Origin of the sequence: Streptomyces viridosporus (genome assembly GCF_002078235.1) — a bacterium.
Lineage (GTDB): Bacteria > Actinomycetota > Actinomycetes > Streptomycetales > Streptomycetaceae > Streptomyces > Streptomyces viridosporus.
Genome location: NZ_MSGP01000144.1, coordinates 23,858 through 46,496, shown reverse-complemented (window position 1 = coordinate 46,496; position 22,639 = coordinate 23,858). Strand labels below are relative to the sequence as shown.

The following is a 22,639-nucleotide window of genomic DNA, read 5'->3' as shown; positions in this document are numbered from 1 at the left end:
GGCCCGGCACGTGCCGGGCCGGCCCCGCGAAGAGGCGGTGCGCGCCCGCCGTCACGGCACGCGGGCGGTCCACTCCGGGGTGGTGAACTTCGTCCGGGCCAGTTCCCGGGCGCGGGCCAGTTCCTCGTCCGTCACCTTGCCGTGGGCGAGTCCGTACCGGGCGCGGAAGGAGTCGATCATGCGGTCGATGACGGTCTCGCGCGGCAGGCCGGTCTGCCGGCGCAGCGGGTCCACCCGCTTCTTCGCGCTCTTGGTGCCCTTGTCGGACATCTTCTCCTTGCCGATGCGGAGCACGTCGAGCATCTTGTCGGCGTCGATGTCGTAGGCCATGGTCACGTGGTGCAGTACGGCGCCGGGGCCGCCGTCCGGGCCCACGATCCGCTTCTGGGCGGCGCCGGCGATCTTGCCCTGGTCGGTGGCGATGTCGTTCAGCGGCTGGTACCAGGCCCTGATCCCCATGTCGCCGAGCGCGCCGAGCACCCAGTCGTCGAGGTAGGCGTAGCTGTCCTGGAAGGACAGCCCCTGCACCAGCGCCTCGGGCACCGACAGGGAGTAGGTGATGGTGTTGCCGGGCTCCACGAACATCGCGCCGCCGCCGGAGATCCGGCGCACGACCTCGATGCCGTGCCGCCGGGCGCCCTCGGGGTCGACCTCGTTGCGCAGGGACTGGAAGCTGCCGATGATCACGGCCGGGGCGCCCCACTCCCACACCCTCAGCGTCGGCGGCCGGCGTCCCGCGGCGACCTCGGCGGTGAGCACCTCGTCCAGCGCCATGTGCAGCGCCGGGGCCTGCGGGCCCTCGTGGATCACCTGCCAGTCGTAGTCGGTCCAGTCGGTGGCGTGCGCGAGCGCGCGGCGCACCGCGATGCCGACGCCCTCCGAGGTCAGCCCGTACATCACGGTCCCCTCGGGGAGGGCCGCGTCGATCCGCGCGGCGAGCCCGGCGGCGTCGGTGTCGGCGGGGGCCCCGTCCAGGGCGCGGTTCACGGCGTCGAGCGCCTCGTCCGGTTCGAGGAAGAAGTCGCCCGCCACGCGTACGCGGCGCAGCACGCCGTCCTCCACGTCCACGTCCACGACGACGAGCTTGCCGCCGGGGACCTTGTACTCACCGTGCACGGCTCCGCCTTTCGTTGTACCGCTGAGGGTCAACAGCGGAGGCGGTCGCGGTGTTCCCGGCCGGCGCGGGGCCGCGGCCGCGCACGGACGGTCCCGCCCGGGGCGACCGGACGGGCCGGACCTCGGACGGGCCGGTGGCGGCTCAGGGCATCAGGAGCGCCAGAAGGATGATCAGCAGGGCGATGAGCCCGATGATGACCCACACCTGCTTTCCCCGACGGGTCCCGCTCCGGGCCGATGTGTCCTCCGGGCCGCCGCCCCTGGGACGGTCCTCCGGGAGCCCCGGGTTCTCCGGGCGGTCACGTGTGTAGAAGTCGTCGTCGGCCATGTCGGACTCCCTCCGTGCTTCCCCCGCCCCGGGTCCCCCTCCCGACCCGGTTGAACACCGCCGGGCGCCCGCGGTCCGGACGGTCGCCCGCAGGTCAGGGGGAGGAGAGGAGGACGACGGCCCCCGCCCCGGGCGGTACGCGGCGACGGAGCACCGCCCGGCGGCCGTCACGCGCCGTGCGCGGCACTCCCGGACACGGCACCCCCGGGCACGGACACCGCGACGGGCTCCGCCCCCGGCTGGGGGTGCACGCAGTGCCAGCGGTGTCCGTCCGGGGTGCCCGCGGCGGCCGGGAACGCGGTGGCGCACGCGTCGTCGGCCTTCCAGCAGCGGGTGCGGAACGGGCAGCCGGAGGGCGGGTTCGTCGCGGAGGGCACCGGGCCGTGCAGCACGATGCGCTCGGGGCGCTCCAGCAGGCTGGGCGTGGCCGAGAGCAGCGCCTCGGTGTACGGGTGCCGGGAGTCGCCGGCGACCTGCGCCGCCCCGCCCTCCTCGACGACGCGGCCGAGGTACAGCACGGCGATGCGGTCGGACAGGTAGCGCACGGTCTGCACGTCGTGGGAGATGAACACCATGGCGAGGCCGAGCCGGGCGCGCAGGTCCACCAGGAGGTTGAGGATCTGGGCGCGCACCGACACGTCCAGGGCGCTGGTGGGCTCGTCGGCGACGATCAGCTCCGGCTCCAGGGCCAGGGCGCGGGCGATGGCCACGCGCTGGCGCTGGCCGCCGGAGAGCTGGCCGGGCAGCGCCTGGAGGGTGTGGCCGGGCAGTCCGACCAGGTCCAGCAGCTCCTCGACGCGCTGTTCGCGCTCGGCCTTCGTGCCCCGGCCGTGCACGTCCAGCGGGTCGCGCAGGATCCGGCGCACGGGCAGCCGCGGGTTCAGCGCGGTGGAGGGGTCCTGGAAGACCACGCCGACGGAGGCCCCGAAGCGGGTGCGGCGTTCGGCCGCGGGCATCGTCCACAGGTCCTGGCCCTTGAAGTGGACGTGGCCCTCCGTCGGGCGCTGCAGTCCGGTGACCACCCGGGCCAGGGTGGACTTGCCGCAGCCCGACTCGCCGACCAGGCCGAGGATCTCGCCGCGCCGGACCTCCAGGGAGGCGTCGGTCAGCGCGTGCACGGCGTCCCGGCGCAGGAGGCCGCCGCTGCGGGCCTTGTGCCGGACGTGGATGCCGTCCAGCCGGACGAGGGGTTCCATCACGGTGTCCTCCGGGGCGGTCATCGGGCACCTTCCAGCGACTTGGCCGAACCGTGCGCGGGCGCCGGGTGGTGGCAGGCGTACAGGTGGTCCCGCGCGCCGTCGCGGCCGGCGGCGGGCGGCGGGGTGGTGGCGCACAGCTCGGTGGCGGCGGCGCAGCGGGAGGCGAACCGGCAGCCCGTGCCGAACGCCTTCGGCGCGGGCACCACACCGCGGATCTGGTGCAGCCGGTCCGCGCCCGCCTCCAGGGAGACGACGGAACCGAGCAGCCCGCGGCTGTAGTGGTGCGCCGGGTCGGTCAGCAGGGAGCGGGTGTCGCCGGCCTCGGCGACCTGGCCCGCGTACATCACGGCGACCCGGTGCGCGAGGTCGCCCACGAGGGCCAGGTCGTGCGAGACCAGGACCATCGCGAAGCCGAGCTCGTCGCGCAGCTCGACCAGCAGCTCGACGACCTGGGCCTGCACGGTGACGTCCAGCGCGGTCGTCGGCTCGTCGGCGATGAGCAGCCGGGGGCTGCGGGAGAGCGCCATGGCGATCAGCACGCGCTGGCGCTGGCCGCCGGACAGCTCGTGCGGGTAGCTGCGCAGGGTGCGTTCGGGGGACAGGCCGACCAGTTCCAGCAGCTCGGCGGGGGTGCGGGTGCCGCCGCGCGAGGTGAGCCGCTTGAGCTGGGTGCCGATCAGCACCGACGGGTTCAGCGACGACATGGCGTCCTGGTAGACCATGGCGATCTCCGGGCCCATGAGTGCCCGGCGCTCCTTCGGCGACAGCTTCAGCAGGTCGCGGCCCCGGTAGAGGATCTCGCCCTCGGCCTCGGCGTTGCGGGCCAGCAGGCCCATGATCGCCAGACTGGTGATCGACTTGCCGCAGCCCGACTCGCCGACCAGGCCCAGGGTCTCGCCCTCGCGGACGGTGAAGGAGATGCCGTCGACGACGCGGATGTCGCCGTAGCGGTCGGGGAAGCGGATCGACAGGTCGCGCACGACGAGCAGGTCGGGGGCGTCCTCGGGCAGCGGCTCGACGGAGGGTTCCGTCGCCTCGATCCGGGCGGCGAGCGCGGCGAGCGCGGCGTCCGCCTCGGCCCGGTCGGCGGCCGGCTCGACGGCGGCGGTCTTCTCGACGGTGTCGCCGCCGTCGGCGCGTGCCTTGTCCGGGGACGCGGCGGCGTCCGTCATGCCCTCGGACAGGACGTTCAGCGCGAGCACCGTGATCAGCAGGCACAGACCGGGGAAGAGGGTCGCCCACCAGCCGCCCGAGAGCAGGATCTGCCGGCCGTAGGCCAGGACGCTGCCCCAGCTCGGGTCGGGGTCCTGCACACCGGCGCCGATGAAGGACAGGCTGGCCTCGAAGATGATGGAGTCGGCCACCATGACGGTCGCGAACACCAGGACCGGCGCGGCGCAGTTGACGGCGACGTGCCGGGCGACGATGTAGCCGCGGCGGGCACCGATGACCTGCTCCGCGGCGACGTAGTCCTCGCCGTACTGCTCCAGCACGTTGGCCCGCACGACGCGGGCGAGCGAGGGCGAGTAGACGAAGGCGATGGTGAAGATGATGACCGGGACGCTGGGCCCGAACACCGCGACCAGGACGGCGGCCAGGGCGATCGGCGGGAACGACATCACGACGTCGAGGGTGCGCATCACCGACTCGTCGGCGAGCTTGCGCGAGGTGGCCGCCAGGGCGCCCAGGAAGGAGCCGATGACCAGCGCGAGGAACGTCGCGCCGAGGCCGATGACGAGGGAGTAGCGCGCACCGTGCACGACCCGGGCGAACACGTCGCGGCCGGCCCGGTCGGTGCCGAACCAGTGGTCGGCGCTCGGCGGTTGGGCGGGGGTGCCGGTGGCGAGCGGGTCCTGGGTGAGCAGCGGCGCGAGGACCGCGCCCAGGACGACGACGAGGAGGACCCCGAGCGCGATGCGGGAAGGGACGGGCAGGCGGCGCAGGCGGGTGCCGGGCCGGAGCCGCTCGGCGAGGGAGCGTGGGGCGAACATCACACCGTCCTGATGCGCGGGTTGACGAGCAGGTAGAGCAGGTCGACGACGACGTTGACCACGAGGAAGGCGACCGCGATGGTGAGCACGGTGCCCTGGACCAGGCCGACGTCGCCCCCGGTGACACCCTCGAGGATCAGCTTGCCCATGCCGGGCAGGTCGAAGATCGCCTCGATGACGACGGCGCCGCTGAGCATGTAGCCGACCTTGACGCCGAGCACGGTCAGCGGGGTGATCAGGGAGTTGCGCAGCACCGACCGGATGATCAGGAACGGCGGCAGACCGCTGCCCCGGGCGGTGCGCACGTAGTCGCGGTCGAGTTCGGCGACCATCGAGGTGCGGACCAGGCGGGCCAGTGAGGAGGCGACCGGCAGGGCGAGGGCGACGGCGGGCAGGGCGAGGCTCTCCAGCCAGCCGGAGAAGGAGTCGGCCGGATTGACGTAGCCGCCGGTCGGGAAGACCGGGGTGTTCAGCGCGAACTGCTGGATGAGCAGGACACCGAGCCAGAACGAGGGCAGGGCGATGCCGACCATCGACAGCACCCGGAAGACCTGGTCGGGCCAGCGGTCGCGGTGGACGGCGCTGGTGACGCCGAAGACCAGGGCCAGGACGATGGCCAGCGAGAGGCCGAGCAGCGTCAGCTGCAGGGTCAGCGGGAACGCGGTGGCGATCCGGTCGGCGACGGGCTGGCTCGGCGGCACGGTGACACCGAGGTCCCCCTGCACCAGATCGCCCAGGAAGGCGAAGTACCGCACCGGTAGCGGGTCGTCGAGACCGTGCTCCTCGGCGAACGCGGCACGCGCCTCGGGGCTCGCGCTGTCACCGAGCGCGTTGTACGCGGGGTCGGCCGGCGAGAACTGCAGCACCACGAACACGAGCAGCGCGATGCCGAGCACCATCACCGGCATCATCGCGACGCGGCGCAGCGCGAGCCGGAGGAATGCAACCATCGTGAGGTTCCTAGGGATTGGGGCCGGCCGCCGCCGCTGCCCGGCGGGCAGTGACGGCGACCCGTGAGCGGGCGTACGGGCTCAGGCGCGGCCGACGTCGATGAACGACAGACCGGTGGTGGGCAGCGGCTCGAAGCCCGGCAGCGTGCCGTCCCGCCAGGCGGTGGGCAGCTTGCGGTGCAGGACCGGGTACAGGACCGCCTCGTCGGCGACCAGGTCGGTGACCTGGGCCCACAGGTGCCTGCGCTTCTCCGCGTCGGCCTCCGAGGCGGCCCTGTCGAGCAGCGACCTGGTCTTCCTGTAGGCGTCGGAGCCGGTCCAGCCGTACCGCTTCTCCGGCCAGAAGCCGTAGTAGAACCAGCGCAGCAGCAGATCGGCGTCGTTGCCGAAGACCGACGGGTCGCCCGGCGCGGCCAGCGCCTCGAAGTCGCCCTTGTCGACCTTGGCGTACTGGGCGGGGGACTGGGCGATGTCCAGCTTCGCCTCGATGCCGGCCGCGGCCCAGCTCTCCTTGATCAGCGGCGCGATGTCCTTGACCCAGCCGGTGTCCGTGAGCAGCAGCGTGAAGGAGAGCTTCTCCACGCCCGCCTCCTTCAGCAGCTTCCTGGCCTTGGCCGGGTCGTGGCCGTAGACGGTGGCGGCCTGGTGGTAGTCGGGGTGCGTGGCCGGCACGTACCCGGTGGCGGGCTCGGCGTTGCCCAGCAGGGCGGTGGAAATGATCTTCTCGGTGTCGAGCGCGTAGTGCAGGGCCTGGCGCACCCGCTTGTCCGCGAAGCGCTCGTCCTTGCAGTTGAACATCAGGAAGAGCAGTCCGAAGGACTGGACGGACTCCACCTTGTCCTTGCCCGTGAAGCCCTTGACGTCGATGTAGGGCACGTCCTCGATGGCCTGCACACGGCCGGACTTGAGCGCGCTGACCCGGGCGGAGGGGTCGGACATCAGGTGCCAGACCATCTTCTTGGCCTTGGCCGGGTGCGGCCCGTTGTACTTGTCGTACGCCTCCATGACGATCTTGTCCTTGCGGACCGCCGACACGAAGCGGTACGGGCCCGAGCCGACCGGCTTGGCGTCGAAGGCCTTGGCGTCGGCGCCGGCGATCTTCTCGGGCACGATGCGCACCACGGCTATGCGCGACGGGAAGAGCGCGAAGGGGTGCTTCAGCTTGAACTCGACCGTCGACGCGTCGACCGCCTTCACCTGGTCGATGAAGGGCACGAACTGCGCCATCAGCGAGGCGTTCTTCGGGTCGAGGACGCGCTCGAAGCTGAACACCACGTCGTCCGCGGTGACCGCCGAGCCGTCGTGGAAGGTGGCGCCCTCGCGCAGGGTGGCCCGGTAGGTGGTCGCGTTGATCTTCTGGGGCATCTCGGTGGCCAGGGCCGGCCGGGCGACGAGCGTGGCCGGGTCGAGGTCCACCAGGCCCTCGAAGATGTGCATGTTGGCGGCGAACGGGGTCGCGCCGGAGGTGATCATGGGGTCGAAGCCCGTGGAGAGGGGGTAGGAGAGCCCGGCCTCGATGGTGTCGGTCGCGCCGCCGGAACCGCCGGAGTCGTCTCCGGTGCTGCCCGGACCGCCGCAGGCCGACAGGCCCGCGGTGATCGCGGTCGCCACACCGAGGGCGCTCGTGTATCTCATGAAGGTGCGGCGGTCGACGCCGGCTGAGGTGCGCGCGGACAAGGATTCCTCCTGGCGGGGAAGGCATGATGGGCGGTTCGAGGAGAGGCGGGCGCGAAAGTATCTCATTGAGCATGCGTCAGACGTCTGATGTCTGATGCTTGATAGCGTGGGAACGTAGCCCGATGAGGGAGAGGGGTCAAGAGGTGGCGGTGGGACAAGGTGCGATCAAACGGTTGGTGCCGGAGGCCAAGGCGGTTCGGCAGCCCTTGCGGCAGGAGGTCGTCGACGGCATCAAGTCCTACATCCTGCGCAACGAGCTGCGCCCCGGGGACCTGCTGCCGACCGAGCCCGCGCTGTGCGAGGCGCTCGGCGCCAGCCGCTCCAGCGTGCGCGAGGCGATCAGGATCCTCACCGCGCTCGACATCGTCGAGGTGCGGCACGGCCACGGCACCTACGTGGGCAGGCTGAGCCTGTCCGCCCTGGTGGAGAGCCTGGCCTTCCGCGGTCTGCTGAGCCCCGACGACGACTTCCAGGTCATGTCGGACCTCATCGAGGTGCGCGAGCTGTTCGAGCGCGGCATGGCCGAGCGGCTGGTGGGCTCCCTCAGCGACGACCAGATCGCCCGCCTGGACGGACTGGTCGACGAGATGCGCAGGGCCGGCGCCGGGGAGGGGCACGGGTTCGTCGAGGCCGACCGGGCCTTCCACACCCTGCTCCTCGCTCCCCTCGGCAACGACCTCATCGGGCAGCTCTCCTCGGCGTTCTGGGACGTCTACGTCATCGTCGCGCCCCACCTCGACGTGTTCACGCACGAGCACGAGGCGGCGACCATCGCCAACCACCAGCGCATCGTGGACGCCGTCCGCGACCGCGACCCCGCGGAGTTCGCGGCGGCGCTGACCGACCACTACGCGCCGGTGCGCAAGCGCATAGACGAGGCCCGGGCCCGCCGCTGACCCGGCCCTCCGTCGGCGTAGGCGGCCCCCGTCCGGGGCCGCCCGCGCCGTGCGGCGCCGCTCCGTCCGGGTACCGCCCGGAGCGGGCGCACCGGTCGGCGGGACACTTGACGGCCGTCATCCGGATCTCTAAGGTCCCAGGACAGCAGACATCAGACGTCTGCCCTTGAGGCACCTCCCGACCGCCCTCGGGACACCTCCCGATCCGATCCCCCTCCGCGCCGCGCCGCGCGCAGGTCTCACCCGACGGGGCCCTCTCCATGCCACTGACGGACCTCACGCTCGAGCAGTGCCTCGCACTGCGGCCCGAGCTCGACGAACCCGCCGACCTCGACGCGTTCTGGGAGCAGACCCTCCTCGCCGCCCGTGCGGCCGGCGGCGCCACCCGCCACACCCGGGTGGACACCGGGCTCACCCAGGTCGTCACCTACGACGTGACCGTGCCCGGCTTCGCCGGGGAGCCCGTCCGCGGCTGGCTGCACCTGCCCGCCGGGGCCGACGGCCCGCTCGGCTGCGTGGTGGAGTTCCTCGGGTACGGGCGTGGCCGCGGCCTGGCCCACGAGCAGGTCCTGTGGGCCAACGCCGGTCACGCGCACTTCATCATGGACACCCGCGGCCAGGGCTGGTCCACGGCCGGCGGCGACACCCCCGACACGGCCACCCTGAACGGCGAGGTCCCCGGCTTCCTCACCCGCGGCCTGACCGATCCCCACGACCACTACTACCGGCGCGTGTTCACCGACGCCGTGCGCTTCACCGAGGCCGCCCGCGCACACCCCGCCGTCGACCCCGCCCGCGTCGTCGTCACCGGCATCAGCCAGGGCGGCGGCATCTCGCTCGCGGTGGCCGGACTCCTGCCGGGTCTCGCGGGCGTCATGCCCGACGTGCCGTTCCTGTGCGACATCCGGCGCGGCGCGCTGATCGCCGGAGCACCGCCCTACACCGAGATCGCGGAGTACCTGCGCCTGCACCGCGACCGCACCGGGACCGTCTTCACCACCCTGTCCTACGTCGACGCGGCCGTGCTGGCCGCCCGCGCCACCGCCCCGTCGCTCTTCTCCATCGCCATGATGGACGAGGTCTGCCCGCCCTCCACCTGCTTCGCCGCCTACCACCGCTACGGCGGACCGAAGGACCTGCGCGTCTACGAGTTCAACGGCCACGAGGGCGGCGGCGGCCACCACCGACGCGAACAACTCGCCTGGGTGCAGCGGTTGTTCCACACCCCCCGCCTCGCCACCGCACCCGACCTCTCCACCCTGCACGACCTCCGACCCGCCTGATCCTCACCCGAGAAGGGGCACGTTCATGCAGCGTAGAGCCACCCTGGCCGCCACCACCGCGGTCGCCGCCCTGGCCCTGCTCGCGGCCGGCACCCCCACCGCGTACACCGCCGACCGGCAGGTCGCCGCCGCCGGCACCCTCACCTCCCAGGACATCGCCACCGCGGGCACCGGCTCCCCCTACTACCGCATCCCCGCCCTCACCCGTACCACCAAGGGCACCCTGATCGCCGCGTACGACGCCCGGCCCACCCTCGCCGACCTGCCCGGCAACCTCGGCGTCGTCCTGCGGCGCAGCACCGACGGCGGGGCCACCTGGCAGGCGCAGCAGGTCGTGCGCAAGGACGCCGCCCCCAAGGGCTACGGCGACCCCAGCCTCCTCGTCGACCGCGAGACCGGCCGCATCTTCGTCTTCTACGCCGCCTCCGTGAACCAGGGCTTCTTCGGCTCGGCCACCGGCAACGACGAGAACGACCCGAACGTCCTCCAGGCCGACTACAGCTACTCCGACGACGACGGCCTGACCTGGAAGCACGAGCGGATCACCGCCGAGATCAAGGACCCGGCCTGGGCCGGCATGTTCGCCGCCTCCGGCGAGGGCATCCAGCTGCGCCACGGCACCCACAAGGGCCGCCTCATCCAGCAGTACGCCATCCGCAACAACGGCGCCAACTACGCGGTCAGCGCCTACAGCGACGACCACGGCGCCACCTGGAAGATGGGCACCCCGGTCGGCCCCGGCGGCGACGAGAACAAGACCGTCGAACTCTCCGACGGCCGGATCATGCTCAACAACCGCTCCGCGCCCTACCGCACGGTCGCCCACTCCACCGACGGCGGCGTCACCTACACGCCGTTCCAGCAGGACCGGGAACTGCCCGACCCCGCCAACAACGGCTCCGTCATGCGTTTCGCGCCCGACGTGCCCGCTTCGCACCCGCGCGCCTCCTGGCTGATGTTCAGCAACACGGCCACCACCAACAGCCGCAGCAACCTCACCGTCCGGCTCTCCTGCGACAACGGGCAGAACTGGCCGGTGCGCAGGACCGTCGAGTCCGGCTCGGCCGCCTACTCCACGCTCACCCCGCTCAGCGACGGCACCGCGGCCAACCCCCGGGTCGGCCTGCTGTGGGAGCGCGACAACTACCGGCACATCACCTACTCCTCCTTCGACCTGCAGTGGCTCGGCGGCGTCTGCGCGCCCGTCACCCTCACCCCGCCCGCCTCCCTGCCCGCCGGGAGGACCACCGAGGTCACCGTCCGCGTCGTCAGCCAGAACGACAAGGACCTCCCCGCCGGCTCGGTCTCCCTCGAGCTGCCGTCGGGCTGGAGCGCCCCGAGCGTGACCGTGCCCGCGCTCAGGCCCGGCCAGGGCGCCAACATGAGGATCCCCGTCACCGTCCCCGCGAACGCCACCGCGGGCACCGTGCCGACGACCGCGACCTACCTGGTCCGCGGATCGCAGCGGTCCTACGGTGACGGCACGCTCACCGTCACCGCGCCCTAGCCCGTCCCGGGCCGCCCGCGCGACGCCTCGCGCGGGCGGCCCGTTGACTCTCGTACCAGTACCGCACCACCCAGGAGCCCCTCTCATGTCCTCGTCCCAGCCGCTGCGCGGCGTCGTGCCGCCCGTCTGCACCCCCCTGGACGCATCGGGCGAGGTCGACACCGCCTCACTCGCCCGGCACGTCGAGCACCTCCTGCGCGGGGGAGTGCACGGCCTGTTCGCCCTCGGCTCCAGCAGCGAGGTCGCCTTCCTCACCGACCGGCAGCGGGAGGTCGTGCTGCGGACCGTCGTCGAGGCCGTCGCCGGCCGCGTCCCGGTGCTCGCCGGTGTCATCGACATGACCACGCCCCGGGTGCTCGCCCACGCCGAGGCCGCCCGCGAGGCCGGCGCCGACGCCCTGGTCGCGACCGCGCCCTTCTACGCCCGCACCCACCCCCGCGAGATCGCCCGCCACTTCCGCACCCTCCGCTCCCGCGTCGACCTGCCCCTGTACGCCTACGACCTCCCGGTCTCCGTGCACAGCAAGCTCTCCACCGCCCTGGTGCGCGAACTCGCCGCGGACGGCACGCTCGCCGGCCTCAAGGACAGCAGCGGCGACGAGGGCTCCCTGCGCCGGCTCCTCGTCGAACTCGGCGGGCGCCGCGGCCGCGCCGACGGCCCGGCCCCCGCCTTCAGCATCCTCACCGGATCCGAACTCACCGTGGACGCCGCCCTGCTGGCGGGCGCCGACGGCGTCGTCCCCGGCCTGGGCAACGTGGACCCCGCCGGATACGTGCGCCTCCACGACGCCGTGCGCGGCGGCGACTACGACCGCGCGGTGAAGGAACAGGAGCGGCTCGTCGAGCTGTTCGGCATGGTCGACGCCGGCCCGGAGGACGAGATGGGCCGCAACTCCTCCGCCATCGGCGCCTTCAAGCACGCACTGCGCCTGCTCGGGGTGTTCGCCCACGGCACCACCGCCGCCCCGCAGATCCAGCTGGGCGACGCGTCGATCGCCCGCGTCGAGGAGCGACTGCGCGGCGCCGGGCTGCTCCCGGTCCGATGACGGCACGGCACCCGCACGCACCGGTGATCGGCCTCGACCTGGGCGGCACGAAGATCGCCGCCGCCCTGGTCGCGGAGGACGGCACCGTCCTGGACCGGCACTCCCTGCCCACCCCGGCGACCGAGGGGGCCGAGGCGGTGCTCGACGCGCTGGCCGAGGCCGCCCGGGCGGTCCGGGCGCCGGGCACCACGGCGCTCGGCGTCGCCGCCGCCGGGGTGATCGACCCCGCCACCGGCACCGTCACCAGTGCGACCGACACGATCCGCGGCTGGGCCGGCACCGCCCTGGCCGCCGGCCTCGCCGCCCGCACCGGCCTTCCGGTGGCCTGCGACAACGACGTGCGCGCCGCCGCCGCCACGGAACTGGCCGCCCCGCACGGGGAAGCGGCCGGCCACGGCGGGGCCCCGCACGGCGGAGGGACGACACTGGTCTACGCGGCCGTCGGCACCGGCGTGGGCGGCGCCGTCGCCGCGGCCGGGCGCATGCTGCACGGGGCGGCCGGCATCGCCGGGCACCTCGGCCACCTGCCGAGTCCCGAGGCCGACGGGCTGCCCTGCACCTGCGGCGCCACCGGCCACCTCGAGGCGATCGCGGCGGGACCCGGCATCACCGCCCACTACACCCGGATGAGCGGCGTCCCGGCCGACCGCCTGGAGACGGTGGCCGCCCGCGCCGCCGGGGGCGAACCGCACGCCACCGCGGCCATCGTCCTCGGCGCCGAGGCCGTCGGCCGCGCCCTGGGCGGCCTCGCCAACACACTGGGGGCCGACCGCGTCGTCGTCGGCGGCGGGGTGCCCCGCATCGGCCCGCTGTACACGGAGGCCCTGGCCGCGGCCTTCGCCGCCGAACTCATGCCCCCGCTGCGGGAGTTGCGTCCCGTCCCGCCGCGCGGCGGCCCCGACGCCGCGGTCCTGGGCGCCGCCGCCCTGCCCCGCACCCTGCCCCTGCACCATCCGCACACCACCGGAGCCCTCCGATGACCCTGTCCCTGGCCGACACCCTGAAGGGCCGGCTGATCGTGTCCTGCCAGGCCCCGCCCGGCGACCCGATGCGCCACACCGACACCCTGGTCCGCATGACCCTCGCGGCACAGGCCGGCGGCGCGGCGGCCGTACGCGTCAACGAACCGGAGGTCGTCGCGGCCACCGTCGCGGCCACCGACCTCCCGGTGATCGGCCTGTGGAAGGACGGCGACACGGGCGTCTACATCACCCCGACCGTGCGCCACGCGCTCGCCCTCGTGGAGGCGGGGGCCGCGGTCGTCGCGGCCGACGCCACCGCGCGCCCGCGCCCCGACGGCAGCACCTTCGCGGAGCTCGTCGAGGCCGTCCACGCGGCGGGCGCCCGGGTCATGGCCGACGTGTCGACCTTCGACGAGGGCCGCGCGGCAGCCGAGCAGGGCGCCGACTTCGTCGGGACGACCCTGTCCGGATACGTGCCGGGCTCCCCCCGCCAGGACGCCCCGGACCTGGCGCTCGTCGCCGACCTCGCCGCCGCGCTCCCCGTCCCGGTGATCGCCGAGGGCCGGATCGCGACCCCGGAGCAGGCCGCCGAGGCGCTGGCGGCGGGCGCGCTGAGCGTCGTCGTGGGCACCGCCATCACGGCACCGACCGCGCTGACCAGGGCCTTCGTCGACGGACTCACCGCCTGACCGGGAGACGCGGGGGTTGTGCCGCACCTCCGGAAAGGCGCGGTGCGTGAGGGGAACACACCATGGTGGTGTGCTCCCGCAGGACGTACCGGAAGGTGGCCGACCCCATGAACAGTGTCACGACCGTCCTCGCCGGCCTGGACGCCGTCCGGCCCGGCGTGGAGGCCCTCTACCGGGACCTCCACGCCCATCCCGAGCTCGGGCTGCAGGAACACCGCACGGCGGGGAAGGCGGCGGACGCCCTGCGCCGGGCCGGCTACGCCGTGACCGAGGGCATCGGCGGCACCGGTGTCCTCGGCGTGCTCACCCGGGGGAGCGGGCCGACCGTGATGCTCCGCGCGGACATGGACGCGCTCCCCGTGGGGGAGGCCACCGGGCTCCCCTACGCGTCGGAGGTCACCGCCGTCGACCGCGACGGCGTCGGGACGCCGGTCATGCACGCCTGCGGCCACGACGTCCACGTGGCCGCGATGGTCGGGTTCGCCCAGCTCATGGCCCGGGCGTCCGAGGCCTGGCGGGGCACTCTCGTGGTGCTCTTCCAGCCCTCGGAGGAGAACGGGGACGGAGCCCGGGCCATGATCGACGACGGTCTGCTCGACGTGTCGCCCCGGCCGGACGTCGTCCTGGCGCAGCACGTCCTGCCCTACCCGGCCGGCTACGTCGGGACCCGGGCCGGTTCCTTCCTGTCGGCCGCCGACAGCCTGCGCGTCACCCTGCACGGGCGCGGCGCCCACGGTTCGGCGCCGCAGGCCGCCGTCGACCCGGTGGTCATGGCGGCCCTGTGCGTCGTCCGCCTGCAGACGGTGGTCTCCCGCGAGCTGGCGGCCACCACTCCGGCGGTGCTCACCGTCGGCAGCATCCAGGCGGGATCGGGGCCGAACGTCATCCCCGACCGCGCGGTGCTCCAGCTGAACGTGCGCACCTACGACCCCGCCGTGCGCGAGCAGGTGCTCGCGGCGATCGAGCGGATCGTGCGGGCGGAGGCCCAGGCGTCCGGCGCGCCCCGGGAACCGGAGTTCGAGCGCCTGTCCGCGTTCCCGCCCACCGTCAACGACCGGGACGCGACCGACACGGTGACCCGGGCCTTCGCCGCCTGCTTCGAGCAGGGCGTGCACACGGCCGATCTGCAGACGGCCAGCGAGGACATGAGCGAGATCCCCCGCGCGTTCGGCGTCCCGTACACCTACTGGTGCATCGGCGGCACCGATCCGGCCCGGTACGCGGACGCGGTGGAGAAGGGCACCCTCTCCCAGGACGTCCCGGTCAACCACAGCCCCCGCTTCGCCCCCGTCCTCCAGCCCACCCTCGACACCGGCGTCACCGCCCTCACCGCGGCCGCGCTCGCCTGGCTGGCCCCGGGGCAGTAGGCGTCGGTTCCGCTCGGGCTCCCCGGGGTCCCGGGCTCCTCGGGGAAGGGGTGCCGGCCGGTGCAGGCGGGGCCGCGCTCATGGGGGATCGCGTCAGCGGAACCCCGCCCGGTCCGTGCGACGCGTGCCGTGTTCCTCGGGGAACGCCTGTGCGGCGGAGGCGGAGGCTGAGGTGAGGCCGCCCCGGCCTGTCGGCGGCCTCAAGGGGCTCTGCCCCCTTCGGGCTTCGCCGGCACGCACAGCCACGCGAGGCCCGCGGCGGCCAGGTAGGCGAGCGAGCCGATGGCCATGCTGATGCGCAGCCCGGTGGTGTAGTGGGTGGCCGTGGCGAGCAGGCTGCCGCCGATCGCCACGCCGGTGGCGCTGCCGATCTGGCGCGCGGTGTTGAACAGGGCGGAGGCGGCCCCCGAGTAGGCCGGGGGCGCGGCCCCCATCACGGTGGCGGTCGAACCGGTGAGGGCGAAAGAGGTACCGAACCCCGCCGCCATCATCGGGACCACCAGCAGCGGGTAGGCGGGGTCGGCTCCCGCCGAGGCCCAGCCGGCCAGCCCCAGGGCGGCCAGGAGCATGCCGGAGACCACCAGGGGCCGATCACCGGTGCGGCGGGCCAGCCGCCCGGACAGGACGGAGGCGAACATGGTCATCGCCACCGCCGGGAACAGCGCCAGCCCGGTGCCGAGGGCGCTGTAGCCGCGCTGGTGCTGGAACTCCAGGCTGGCGGTGAACACCATGCCGTAGAAGCCGAAGTTGAACAGCAGGCCGATGGCGGCTCCGCCGCTCATCGCGCGGGACCGCAGCAGGCTCAGCGGAAGGACGGGGGACCGGGCCAGCCGCTCGCGCACCGCGAACGCCGCGGCGGCCAGCGCGGCCAGGCCCACCCCGGCGAGGACGGCCGGATCGGACCAGCCCCGCCGCCCGGCCTCGTTGAGCGCCGCGGTCAGCAGCGCCACGGCCGCCACGACCGCGCACTGCGCCGGCCAGTCCAGGGACCGCGCGGCGCGCCGGGGCGAGCGGGTCACGTGCCGCAGTGTCAGCACCAGGCAGGCCAGGCCGGCGGGCAGGTTGATGAGGAACACCCAGCGCCACCCCGCCGTGGAGACGAGCAGTCCGCCCAGCAGCGGCCCGGCGGAGGCCGCGATGCCCGCCATCGAACCCCACAGCCCGAAGGCCCGCGAGCGTGCGGCCGGCGCCGGGTAGGACTGCTGGAGCAGGGCCAGGGAACCGGGCACGATCAGCGCCGCGCCGAGCCCCTCCACCAGCCGGGCCGCGACCAGGAAGGGGGTGCTCGGCGCGAGCGCGCACGCGGCCGAGGACACGGTGAACACCACCACGCCCGAGCAGAAGACCCGGCGGTTGCCCAGCCGGTCGCCCAGCGCGCCACCGGTCAGCAGGAACCCGGCGAAGACCAGGGTGTACCCATCGGTGATCCACTGGATGCCGGTGAGCGAGGCCGACAGTTCCCGGCCGATCACCGGCACGGCGACGTTGATGATCGTCACGTCCAGGATCACCATGAAGTACCCGGTGCACACCGCCAGCAGCGGTGCCCGGGACCGTCGCCCGGACCCGGGGGCCGGCGCGGGAGAGGACATGGACCCACCGTCACCGGCCGGTTCCGCGAACGCCACGGCCCCCACTCCGTTCCGTCCGTGAAGGTTCCAGATCAAAGGACACCATAAGGGAACAATGCGGCATATCGCCGGAGCCGGGTCGGCCGCACGGGGCCCTGCCCGTCCTGCCGCACGGGGACCTCGGACGGAAGGCCGATCCGGCGGGCGCCCGGGCCGACCGCTCGGGCGGGGGGAGGAGCGCCGGGCCATCGGTAGCCTGCGGGGGACGCGGAGGGGGTTCCGGCTCGTACCTCCCCGCGCCTCCCCATGACCGACCCGAGCGCCGACCGGTCCGGCCGACGCGAGCGAACACCGAGGTGAGAGGCCGTATGTTCACCACCCGACCCACCCTCCAGGGCACCTTCGGCATGGTGTCCTCCACCCACTGGCTGGCCTCGCAGTCGGCGATGGCCGTCCTGGAGGACGGCGGCAACGCCTACGACGCCGCCGTCGCGGGGGCCTTCGTGCTGCACGTCGTCGAGCCGCACCTCAACGGCCCGGCCGGCGAGGTGCCGATCCTGCTCGCGCCGGCCGGGGGCGGGATACGGGTGCTGTGCGGACAGGGCGTCGCGCCGGCCGGGGCGAGCGCCGCCCACTACCGGGCACTCGGTCTCGAACTCGTGCCCGGGACCGGGCCGCTCGCCGCCGCCGTCCCCGGTGCCTTCGACGCCTGGATGCTCCTGCTGCGCGACCACGGCACCAAGCCCCTCGCCGACGTCCTGAAGTACGCCGTCGGTTACGCCGAGCACGGGCACGCGCCCGTGGAGAACGTCGGCGCGACCGTGGAGACCGTACGGGAGCTGTTCGAGACGGAGTGGACCTCCTCGGCCCAGGTGTACCTGCCCGGCGGCCGGGCGCCGCGCCCCGGCGAGCTCTTCCGCAACCCCGCCCTCGCCGCCACCTGGAAGCGGCTGCTGGCCGAGGTCGCCGGGGCGGGCGACCGGGAGGAGCAGATCGACGCCGCACGGGAGGTGTGGCGCACCGGGTTCATCGCCGAGGCCCTGGTCCGGCAGGCCGCGCGCCCCACCCTGGACACCAGCGGCGAGCACCGCACCGGCACGCTGACGGCCGCCGACCTCGCCGCCTGGTCGGCGACCTACGAGCCCCCGGTGACCCACGACTTCGGCGACTGGACCGTGTGCAAGGCCGGTCCCTGGAGCCAGGGCCCGGTCCTGCTCCAGCAACTCGCCCTGCTCCCGCCGGAACTGCCCCCCTACGGCTCCGCCGACTACGTCCACCTGCTGATCGAGGGCTGCAAGCTCGCCATGGCCGACCGTGAGGCCTGGTACGGCGACGCGGCCGAGGTGCCCCTCGACGACCTGCTGTCGGCCGAGTACAACGCCGAGCGGCGGGCCGGGATCGGTCCCCGCGCCTCCCACGACCTGCGGCCCGGCAGCCCCGGCGGGCGCGTCCCGCGGCTGAGCGCCCACGCGCGTGGGGCGGCCGCCGAGGAACCCGGCGCCGGCCCGATGGGCGTCGGCGAGCCGACGGTCGCCAAGCTGCCGACGTCCCCCGTGCCGGGCGAGCCCCAGGTCCTGGGCGACGGCTTCACCCGCGGCGACACCTGCCACCTCGACGTCGTGGACCGCTGGGGCAACATGGTCGCGGCCACGCCCAGCGGCGGCTGGCTCCAGTCCAACCCCGTCGTCCCCGAGCTGGGTTTCCCGCTCGGCACCCGGCTCCAGATGACCTGGCTGGACGAAGGGCTGCCCAACACGCTCACCCCGGGCCGCCGTCCCCGCACGACCCTCACACCGTCCCTCGCGCTGCGCGACGGCGTGCCGGTCATGGCGTTCGGCACGCCGGGCGGGGACCAGCAGGACCAGTGGCAGCTGCACTTCTTCCTCGCGGTCGCGCTGCGCGGGCGGGTGCGCGGCGGCCTCGACCTCCAGGGCGCGATCGACGCGCCCAACTGGCACAACGACAGCTTCCCCGGCTCCTTCTACCCGCGCGGCATGCGCCCCGGCAGCGTCACCGTCGAGTCCCGCACGGACCCCGCGGTGGTGGCGGAACTGCGGCGCCGCGGCCACGACGTGACGGTCGGCGCCGCCTGGTCGGAGGGCCGGCTGTGCGCGGTCGCCCGGGATCCGGGGACGGGCGTCCTCTCGGCGGCGGCGAATCCGCGCGGCATGCAGGGCTACGCGGTGGGCCGCTGAGCCCACCCGCCCGCGGTCCGGCACCCCATATTCATGCCGATTCCCCCCGGAGTGCACCGGGACGGTGGGGAACGTCGGCCGGGCGTGGTCTCATGGAGGCATGATCGAGGACAACGAAACCATCGAAGAGTTTCTCGCCCAGCACGCCGTCGCCGTGGAGGAAGCCGTCCGCAAGGCCGCCGCGCAGGAGATCATGCCGCGCTGGCGCCGGCTCGCCGAACACGAGGTGGACCTGAAGAGCGGCCCGCACGACCTCGTGACCGACGCCGACCGCAAGGCGGAGCTGTACCTCACGGAGGCGCTCACCGCCCTGCTGCCCGGCTCGGTCGTGGTGGGCGAGGAGGCCGTGCACGCCAACCCGGCGTCGTACGAGGCGGTTCGGGGCGAGGCGCCGGTCTGGATAGTCGACCCCGTCGACGGCACCCGGCAGTTCGTGCACGGCGACACCGGCTTCTGCACCCTGGTCGCCCTCGCCCGGCGCGGAGTCCTGTACGCCTCCTGGACCTTCGCCCCGGCCCGCCAGCAATTCGCCACGGCCGTACGGGGGAAGGGCGCCCACCTCGACGGCGAACGGCTCCGCGCGGGCTTCCCGGAACCCGGCCGCGACCTGCGCGTGGCCACCTCCCACCCGGACTTCACCACGGACGAACAGAAGCGGTCCCTGCTCGCCCTGCGGACCGAGGGCGTGGCACCCCGTCCCTGCGGCTCGGCCGGCCTGGAGTACCTGGCCGTCGCCCGCGGCGAGTCCGACGCCACCGCCTTCTCCTGGGAAGCCGCCTGGGACCACGCGGCCGGTCTGCTCCTGGTGGAGGAGGCGGGCGGCACCCATCTGACCCGCGCGGGCGAGCCCTTCCGCATCACCGGCGGCAACACCCTCCCCTTCACCGTGGCCCGCGACGCGGCCACGGCACAGCGGGTGGTGGGGCTGCTGTCGGAAGGAGCCTGATCTCCCGGTACCGGCGCCCCGGCATATCCTGATGCCAGTGGCCGTCGGCTGACGAAGGAGTCCGAAGGTGCCGTCGATGCTCGATGCGGTCGTGGTGGGTGCGGGGCCGAACGGGCTGACCGCTGCCGTGGAGCTGGCCCGGCGCGGCTTCTCGGTGGCCCTGTTCGAGGCCAGGGACACCGTGGGCGGCGGTGCCCGCACCGAGGAGCTCACCCTGCCCGGCTTCCGGCACGACCCGTGCTCCGCCGCGCACCCCCTCGGCATCAACTCGCCCGCCTTCCGAGCCCTCCCGCTGGAGCGCTACGGGCTGGAGTGGATGCACGCGCGGCTCCCCATGGCGCACCCCTTCCCGGACGGCACCGCGGCCGTGCTGTCCCGGTCGGTCGGCGAGACGGCCGCCTCCTTCGGCCCGCGCGACGCCGGCCCGTACCGCCGACTCGTCGCGCCCTTCCTGTCCAAGTGGGACACTCTGGTCCGCGACTTCATGTCCCTGCCGCTGACCGCGCTGCCCCGCGACCCGGTCACCCTCGCCCGCTTCGGCCTGGTCGGCCTGCCCCCGTCGACCTGGCTCATGCGCCGCTTCCGCGACGAGCGGGCCAAGACCCTGTTCGCGGGGCTCGTCGCCCATGTGATGGCCCCCCTCGGGGGTCTCGCCACCGGCGCCGTCGGCCTCGTCTTCGCCCTCGCCGCGCACGCCCGCGGCTGGCCCGTGGCCCGCGGCGGCTCCCAGGCGCTCTCCGACGCCCTCGCCGCGTACCTGAAGGACCTCGGCGGCAGCGTCCACACCGACTACGAGGTCAAGCGCCTCGACGACCTGCCGCCCGCCCGGGCCTACGTCTTCGACACCTCGCCCACCGCCCTGGCCCGCATCGCCGGCTTCGGCGGCACCTACGCGAACTACCGGTACGGCCCCGGCGTCTTCAAGATCGACTACGCGCTGGACGGCCCGGTGCCGTGGACCGCGCCCGAGGCCCGCGTCGCCGGGACCGTGCAGATCGGCGCGGACAGCGGGGAGATCGGCGCCGCCCTGCGCGCCGCCTCCCGGGAGGGCCGGGCCCCCGACGCGCCGTTCCTCATCACCGTGCAGCCCGGCGTCGCCGACCCCACCCGGGCGCCGGCGGGCAAGCACGTCTTCTGGGCCTACGGCCACGTCCCGCACGGCTGGACCGGCGATCTCACCGACGCCATCGAGCGCCAACTGGAGCGCTACGCACCGGGCTTCCGCGACCGCGTCCTGGCTCGCGCCACCGCCGGCCCGCCCGAACTCGCCGCCCGCAACGCCAACTACGTCGGCGGCGACATCGGCACCGGCGCGGCCTCCGGACTCCAGCTCCTGCTGCGCCCCAGACCGTCCCTGTTCCCGTACGCCACCCCGCACCCCGCGGTCTTCATCTGCTCCTCGGCCACCCCGCCCGGCCCCGGGGTGCACGGCATGTCGGGACACAACGCGGCGAAGGCCGTCTGGAGGAGGCTGCGGCAGACATGAGCGCCACCCTCACCCTCGTCCGGGGCGACATCACCCGCCAGAGCGCCGACGCGATCGTCAACGCGGCGAACTCGTCCCTGCTCGGCGGAGGCGGCGTCGACGGCGCGATCCACCGCCGGGGCGGCCCGGCGATCCTGGAGGAGTGCCGCCGCCTCCGTGCTTCTCGGTACGGCGGGGGCCTGCCCACCGGCCGGGCCGTCGCCACCACCGCCGGTGACCTGGACGCCCGCTGGGTGATCCACACCGTCGGTCCGGTCTTCAGCCGCGAGGAGGACCGCTCGGCGCTGCTGGCCTCCTGCTACCGGGAGTCGCTGCGGGTCGCCGACGGACTCGGCGCGCGCACCGTCGCGTTCCCGGCCGTCTCCACCGGTGTCTACGGCTGGCCGATGGAGGACGCCGCGCGCATCGCGGTGGAGACGGTGCGCGGTGCCGAAACCGCGGTGGAGGAGATCCGGTTCGTCCTCTTCGACGAGCAGGCGTACGCGGCGTTCGCCGCCCGGCTCCGCTGACGGAACCGCGGTTCGCCCCTTCCGCCCGGGGCCCTGTGCGACGGGGCCCCGGGGCGTCCTACTCGCCGATCCGGGTACGGGCCCACGACAGCAGCTCGCCGTCGGCGAGGCTCGCGACCCACAGATCGGCCTTCTCCGCCTCCGGCCCCGGTGGGCGCGGTCCGATGCCGATGACGCGGAGGCCCGCCCGGCGGGCCGACTCCATACCGGTGAGCGAGTCCTCCACGGCCAGAGCCTCCTCGGGAGGGACGCCGCAGAGACGGGCGGCCAGCGCGTAGACGTCGGGTTCCGGCTTCGGCCGTACGTCCCCGCCGGCGACCACGACGTGGCCGAAGCAGTCGAGGAGCCCGGCCCGGAAGAGGCACGATTCCACCACCTCCCGGGGGCAGTTGCTCGCCACCGCGAGAGGGCGGTGGCGAGAGGCCAGCCGGACCAGCGAGGCGGCCCCCGGCATGGTGACGGGGTCCTGGTCGACCAGGGTGGTGAAGGTGCCGAGGAGCGTGTCGGTCAACTCCCCGACGAGGCCCGGTTTCCCGGTCTCTTCGGCCATGAGCGCTCCGCACTCGGTGTAGTGCATGCCCTTGGCGCGGTCGGCGAACCCGGTCGGTGGTTTCAGGCCGAACGCCCGGAAGGTGAGGTTCCGGGCCTCCTGCCAGTGTCGTTCCGTGTCCATCAGGGTTCCGTCGCAGTCGAAGACGATGGCGGAGGGGGACCAGGAAAGGATGCGATGAGCTGTCATGTGACTGCCGTTCTGGGAGGCTGCGTCGACCGGTTCGGTGCACGGGCGCAGGCGGGTGCCGGGGTGCGGGTGGTCCACTCGCGGAAATGAGCGGAAACGGGTGATGTCGCACGGCCGTTTGCGGCCACGTGGACTCGGCTGAGCGCGCCGTGGGCGCGTCATGGCGGGCGCGGGTCGTCACTT

Annotated in this window: 19 protein-coding genes; 11 read left to right on the top strand and 8 right to left on the bottom strand. The window is 74.0% G+C overall.

Annotated elements, in window-relative coordinates:
* Nucleotides 1-51: 51 nt before the first annotated feature.
* The 6 genes from lplAB to B7L92_RS11040 all read right to left on the bottom strand — a co-directional run bounded on the left by lplAB (nucleotide 52) and on the right by B7L92_RS11040 (nucleotide 7,219).
* Entirely contained in the window at nucleotides 52-1,116 is a 1,065-nt protein-coding gene (gene lplAB, locus B7L92_RS11065; RefSeq protein WP_016823925.1) for a lipoate-protein ligase LplAB, read from the bottom strand.
* 142 nt (nucleotides 1,117-1,258) lie between these two features.
* Nucleotides 1,259-1,444, bottom strand: a complete 186-nt coding sequence (locus B7L92_RS11060) for a hypothetical protein (protein WP_081237256.1) — start codon at nucleotides 1,442-1,444, stop codon at nucleotides 1,259-1,261.
* Between the two features lie 167 nt (nucleotides 1,445-1,611).
* The gene (locus B7L92_RS11055; protein ID WP_081237255.1) at nucleotides 1,612-2,664 is read right to left on the bottom strand and encodes an oligopeptide/dipeptide ABC transporter ATP-binding protein; all 1,053 of its coding nucleotides are present in this window, start codon (nucleotides 2,662-2,664) and stop codon (nucleotides 1,612-1,614) included.
* On the bottom strand, nucleotides 2,661-4,634 hold the full coding sequence (locus tag B7L92_RS11050) for a dipeptide/oligopeptide/nickel ABC transporter permease/ATP-binding protein (RefSeq protein ID WP_081237254.1): 1,974 nt from the start codon (nucleotides 4,632-4,634) through the stop codon (nucleotides 2,661-2,663). Before B7L92_RS11050 ends, B7L92_RS11055 begins: the two co-directional genes overlap by 4 nt.
* A complete protein-coding gene (locus B7L92_RS11045; RefSeq protein ID WP_081237253.1) occupies nucleotides 4,634-5,584 on the bottom strand; it encodes an ABC transporter permease in 951 nt (316 codons plus the stop codon). The genes B7L92_RS11050 and B7L92_RS11045 overlap by 1 nt, the downstream gene beginning before the upstream one ends.
* A gap of 81 nt (nucleotides 5,585-5,665) precedes the next feature.
* Entirely contained in the window at nucleotides 5,666-7,219 is a 1,554-nt protein-coding gene (locus tag B7L92_RS11040) for an ABC transporter substrate-binding protein (RefSeq protein ID WP_081237261.1), read from the bottom strand.
* A gap of 185 nt (nucleotides 7,220-7,404) precedes the next feature.
* Between B7L92_RS11040 and B7L92_RS11035 the strand changes: the two genes are divergently transcribed.
* The 7 genes from B7L92_RS11035 to B7L92_RS11005 all read left to right on the top strand — a co-directional run bounded on the left by B7L92_RS11035 (nucleotide 7,405) and on the right by B7L92_RS11005 (nucleotide 15,010).
* Nucleotides 7,405-8,157, top strand: coding sequence for a FadR/GntR family transcriptional regulator (locus tag B7L92_RS11035; RefSeq protein WP_081237252.1), 753 nt, complete (start codon nucleotides 7,405-7,407; stop codon nucleotides 8,155-8,157).
* Nucleotides 8,158-8,417: 260 nt separating this feature from the next.
* On the top strand, nucleotides 8,418-9,440 hold the full coding sequence (locus tag B7L92_RS11030) for an acetylxylan esterase (RefSeq protein WP_081237251.1): 1,023 nt from the start codon (nucleotides 8,418-8,420) through the stop codon (nucleotides 9,438-9,440).
* Between the two features lie 25 nt (nucleotides 9,441-9,465).
* Nucleotides 9,466-10,947: an exo-alpha-sialidase gene (locus B7L92_RS11025; protein WP_081237250.1), complete on the top strand. Its 1,482-nt coding sequence runs from the start codon at nucleotides 9,466-9,468 to the stop codon at nucleotides 10,945-10,947.
* 85 nt (nucleotides 10,948-11,032) lie between these two features.
* Nucleotides 11,033-11,992, top strand: coding sequence for a dihydrodipicolinate synthase family protein (locus B7L92_RS11020; protein WP_081237249.1), 960 nt, complete (start codon nucleotides 11,033-11,035; stop codon nucleotides 11,990-11,992).
* The gene (locus B7L92_RS11015; RefSeq protein WP_081237248.1) at nucleotides 11,989-12,972 is read left to right on the top strand and encodes an ROK family protein; all 984 of its coding nucleotides are present in this window, start codon (nucleotides 11,989-11,991) and stop codon (nucleotides 12,970-12,972) included. The genes B7L92_RS11020 and B7L92_RS11015 overlap by 4 nt, the downstream gene beginning before the upstream one ends.
* Nucleotides 12,969-13,643, top strand: coding sequence for an N-acetylmannosamine-6-phosphate 2-epimerase (locus B7L92_RS11010; RefSeq protein ID WP_081237247.1), 675 nt, complete (start codon nucleotides 12,969-12,971; stop codon nucleotides 13,641-13,643). Before B7L92_RS11015 ends, B7L92_RS11010 begins: the two co-directional genes overlap by 4 nt.
* Nucleotides 13,644-13,750: 107 nt before the next feature.
* Entirely contained in the window at nucleotides 13,751-15,010 is a 1,260-nt protein-coding gene (locus B7L92_RS11005; protein WP_081237260.1) for an amidohydrolase, read from the top strand.
* Nucleotides 15,011-15,210: 200 nt separating this feature from the next.
* Here the strand turns inward: B7L92_RS11005 and B7L92_RS11000 are convergent, their stop codons facing one another.
* The gene (locus B7L92_RS11000) at nucleotides 15,211-16,602 is read right to left on the bottom strand and encodes an MFS transporter (RefSeq protein WP_081237259.1); all 1,392 of its coding nucleotides are present in this window, start codon (nucleotides 16,600-16,602) and stop codon (nucleotides 15,211-15,213) included.
* Between the two features lie 347 nt (nucleotides 16,603-16,949).
* Here B7L92_RS11000 and B7L92_RS10995 point away from each other — a divergent pair, with 347 nt between their 5' ends.
* From B7L92_RS10995 to B7L92_RS10980, 4 genes are all read left to right on the top strand, one after another.
* The gene (locus tag B7L92_RS10995; protein ID WP_081237246.1) at nucleotides 16,950-18,776 is read left to right on the top strand and encodes a gamma-glutamyltransferase family protein; all 1,827 of its coding nucleotides are present in this window, start codon (nucleotides 16,950-16,952) and stop codon (nucleotides 18,774-18,776) included.
* 100 nt (nucleotides 18,777-18,876) lie between these two features.
* Nucleotides 18,877-19,722 carry an inositol monophosphatase family protein gene (locus tag B7L92_RS10990; protein ID WP_081237245.1) on the top strand — a complete coding sequence of 282 codons (846 nt, stop codon included), beginning with the start codon at nucleotides 18,877-18,879 and terminating at the stop codon, nucleotides 19,720-19,722.
* Between the two features lie 76 nt (nucleotides 19,723-19,798).
* The gene (locus B7L92_RS10985) at nucleotides 19,799-21,208 is read left to right on the top strand and encodes a phytoene desaturase family protein (RefSeq protein ID WP_081237258.1); all 1,410 of its coding nucleotides are present in this window, start codon (nucleotides 19,799-19,801) and stop codon (nucleotides 21,206-21,208) included.
* A complete protein-coding gene (locus tag B7L92_RS10980; protein ID WP_081237244.1) occupies nucleotides 21,205-21,717 on the top strand; it encodes an O-acetyl-ADP-ribose deacetylase in 513 nt (170 codons plus the stop codon). The genes B7L92_RS10985 and B7L92_RS10980 overlap by 4 nt, the downstream gene beginning before the upstream one ends.
* A 58-nt stretch (nucleotides 21,718-21,775) precedes the next feature.
* On the opposite strand, the gene B7L92_RS10975 is transcribed toward B7L92_RS10980, so the two are convergent.
* Nucleotides 21,776-22,456, bottom strand: coding sequence for an HAD family hydrolase (locus tag B7L92_RS10975; protein ID WP_081237257.1), 681 nt, complete (start codon nucleotides 22,454-22,456; stop codon nucleotides 21,776-21,778).
* Nucleotides 22,457-22,639: the final 183 nt, after the last annotated feature.

Excerpts from the sequence above, each read along its gene's own strand:
- B7L92_RS11060 (WP_081237256.1), bottom strand. The coding sequence starts at position 1,444 with ATGGCCGACGACGACTTCTACACACGTGACCGCCCGGAGAACCCGGGG.
- B7L92_RS11055 (WP_081237255.1), bottom strand. The coding sequence starts at position 2,664 with ATGACCGCCCCGGAGGACACCGTGATGGAACCCCTCGTCCGGCTGGAC.
- B7L92_RS11050 (WP_081237254.1), bottom strand. The coding sequence starts at position 4,634 with ATGTTCGCCCCACGCTCCCTCGCCGAGCGGCTCCGGCCCGGCACCCGC.
- B7L92_RS11045 (WP_081237253.1), bottom strand. The coding sequence starts at position 5,584 with ATGGTTGCATTCCTCCGGCTCGCGCTGCGCCGCGTCGCGATGATGCCG.
- B7L92_RS11040 (WP_081237261.1), bottom strand. The coding sequence starts at position 7,219 with ATGAGATACACGAGCGCCCTCGGTGTGGCGACCGCGATCACCGCGGGC.
- B7L92_RS11030 (WP_081237251.1), top strand. The coding sequence starts at position 8,418 with ATGCCACTGACGGACCTCACGCTCGAGCAGTGCCTCGCACTGCGGCCC.
- B7L92_RS11025 (WP_081237250.1), top strand. The coding sequence starts at position 9,466 with ATGCAGCGTAGAGCCACCCTGGCCGCCACCACCGCGGTCGCCGCCCTG.
- B7L92_RS11020 (WP_081237249.1), top strand. The coding sequence starts at position 11,033 with ATGTCCTCGTCCCAGCCGCTGCGCGGCGTCGTGCCGCCCGTCTGCACC.
- B7L92_RS11015 (WP_081237248.1), top strand. The coding sequence starts at position 11,989 with ATGACGGCACGGCACCCGCACGCACCGGTGATCGGCCTCGACCTGGGC.
- B7L92_RS11010 (WP_081237247.1), top strand. The coding sequence starts at position 12,969 with ATGACCCTGTCCCTGGCCGACACCCTGAAGGGCCGGCTGATCGTGTCC.
- B7L92_RS11005 (WP_081237260.1), top strand. The coding sequence starts at position 13,751 with ATGAACAGTGTCACGACCGTCCTCGCCGGCCTGGACGCCGTCCGGCCC.
- B7L92_RS11000 (WP_081237259.1), bottom strand. The coding sequence starts at position 16,602 with ATGTCCTCTCCCGCGCCGGCCCCCGGGTCCGGGCGACGGTCCCGGGCA.
- B7L92_RS10995 (WP_081237246.1), top strand. The coding sequence starts at position 16,950 with ATGTTCACCACCCGACCCACCCTCCAGGGCACCTTCGGCATGGTGTCC.
- B7L92_RS10990 (WP_081237245.1), top strand. The coding sequence starts at position 18,877 with ATGATCGAGGACAACGAAACCATCGAAGAGTTTCTCGCCCAGCACGCC.
- B7L92_RS10985 (WP_081237258.1), top strand. The coding sequence starts at position 19,799 with ATGCTCGATGCGGTCGTGGTGGGTGCGGGGCCGAACGGGCTGACCGCT.
- B7L92_RS10980 (WP_081237244.1), top strand. The coding sequence starts at position 21,205 with ATGAGCGCCACCCTCACCCTCGTCCGGGGCGACATCACCCGCCAGAGC.
- B7L92_RS10975 (WP_081237257.1), bottom strand. The coding sequence starts at position 22,456 with ATGACAGCTCATCGCATCCTTTCCTGGTCCCCCTCCGCCATCGTCTTC.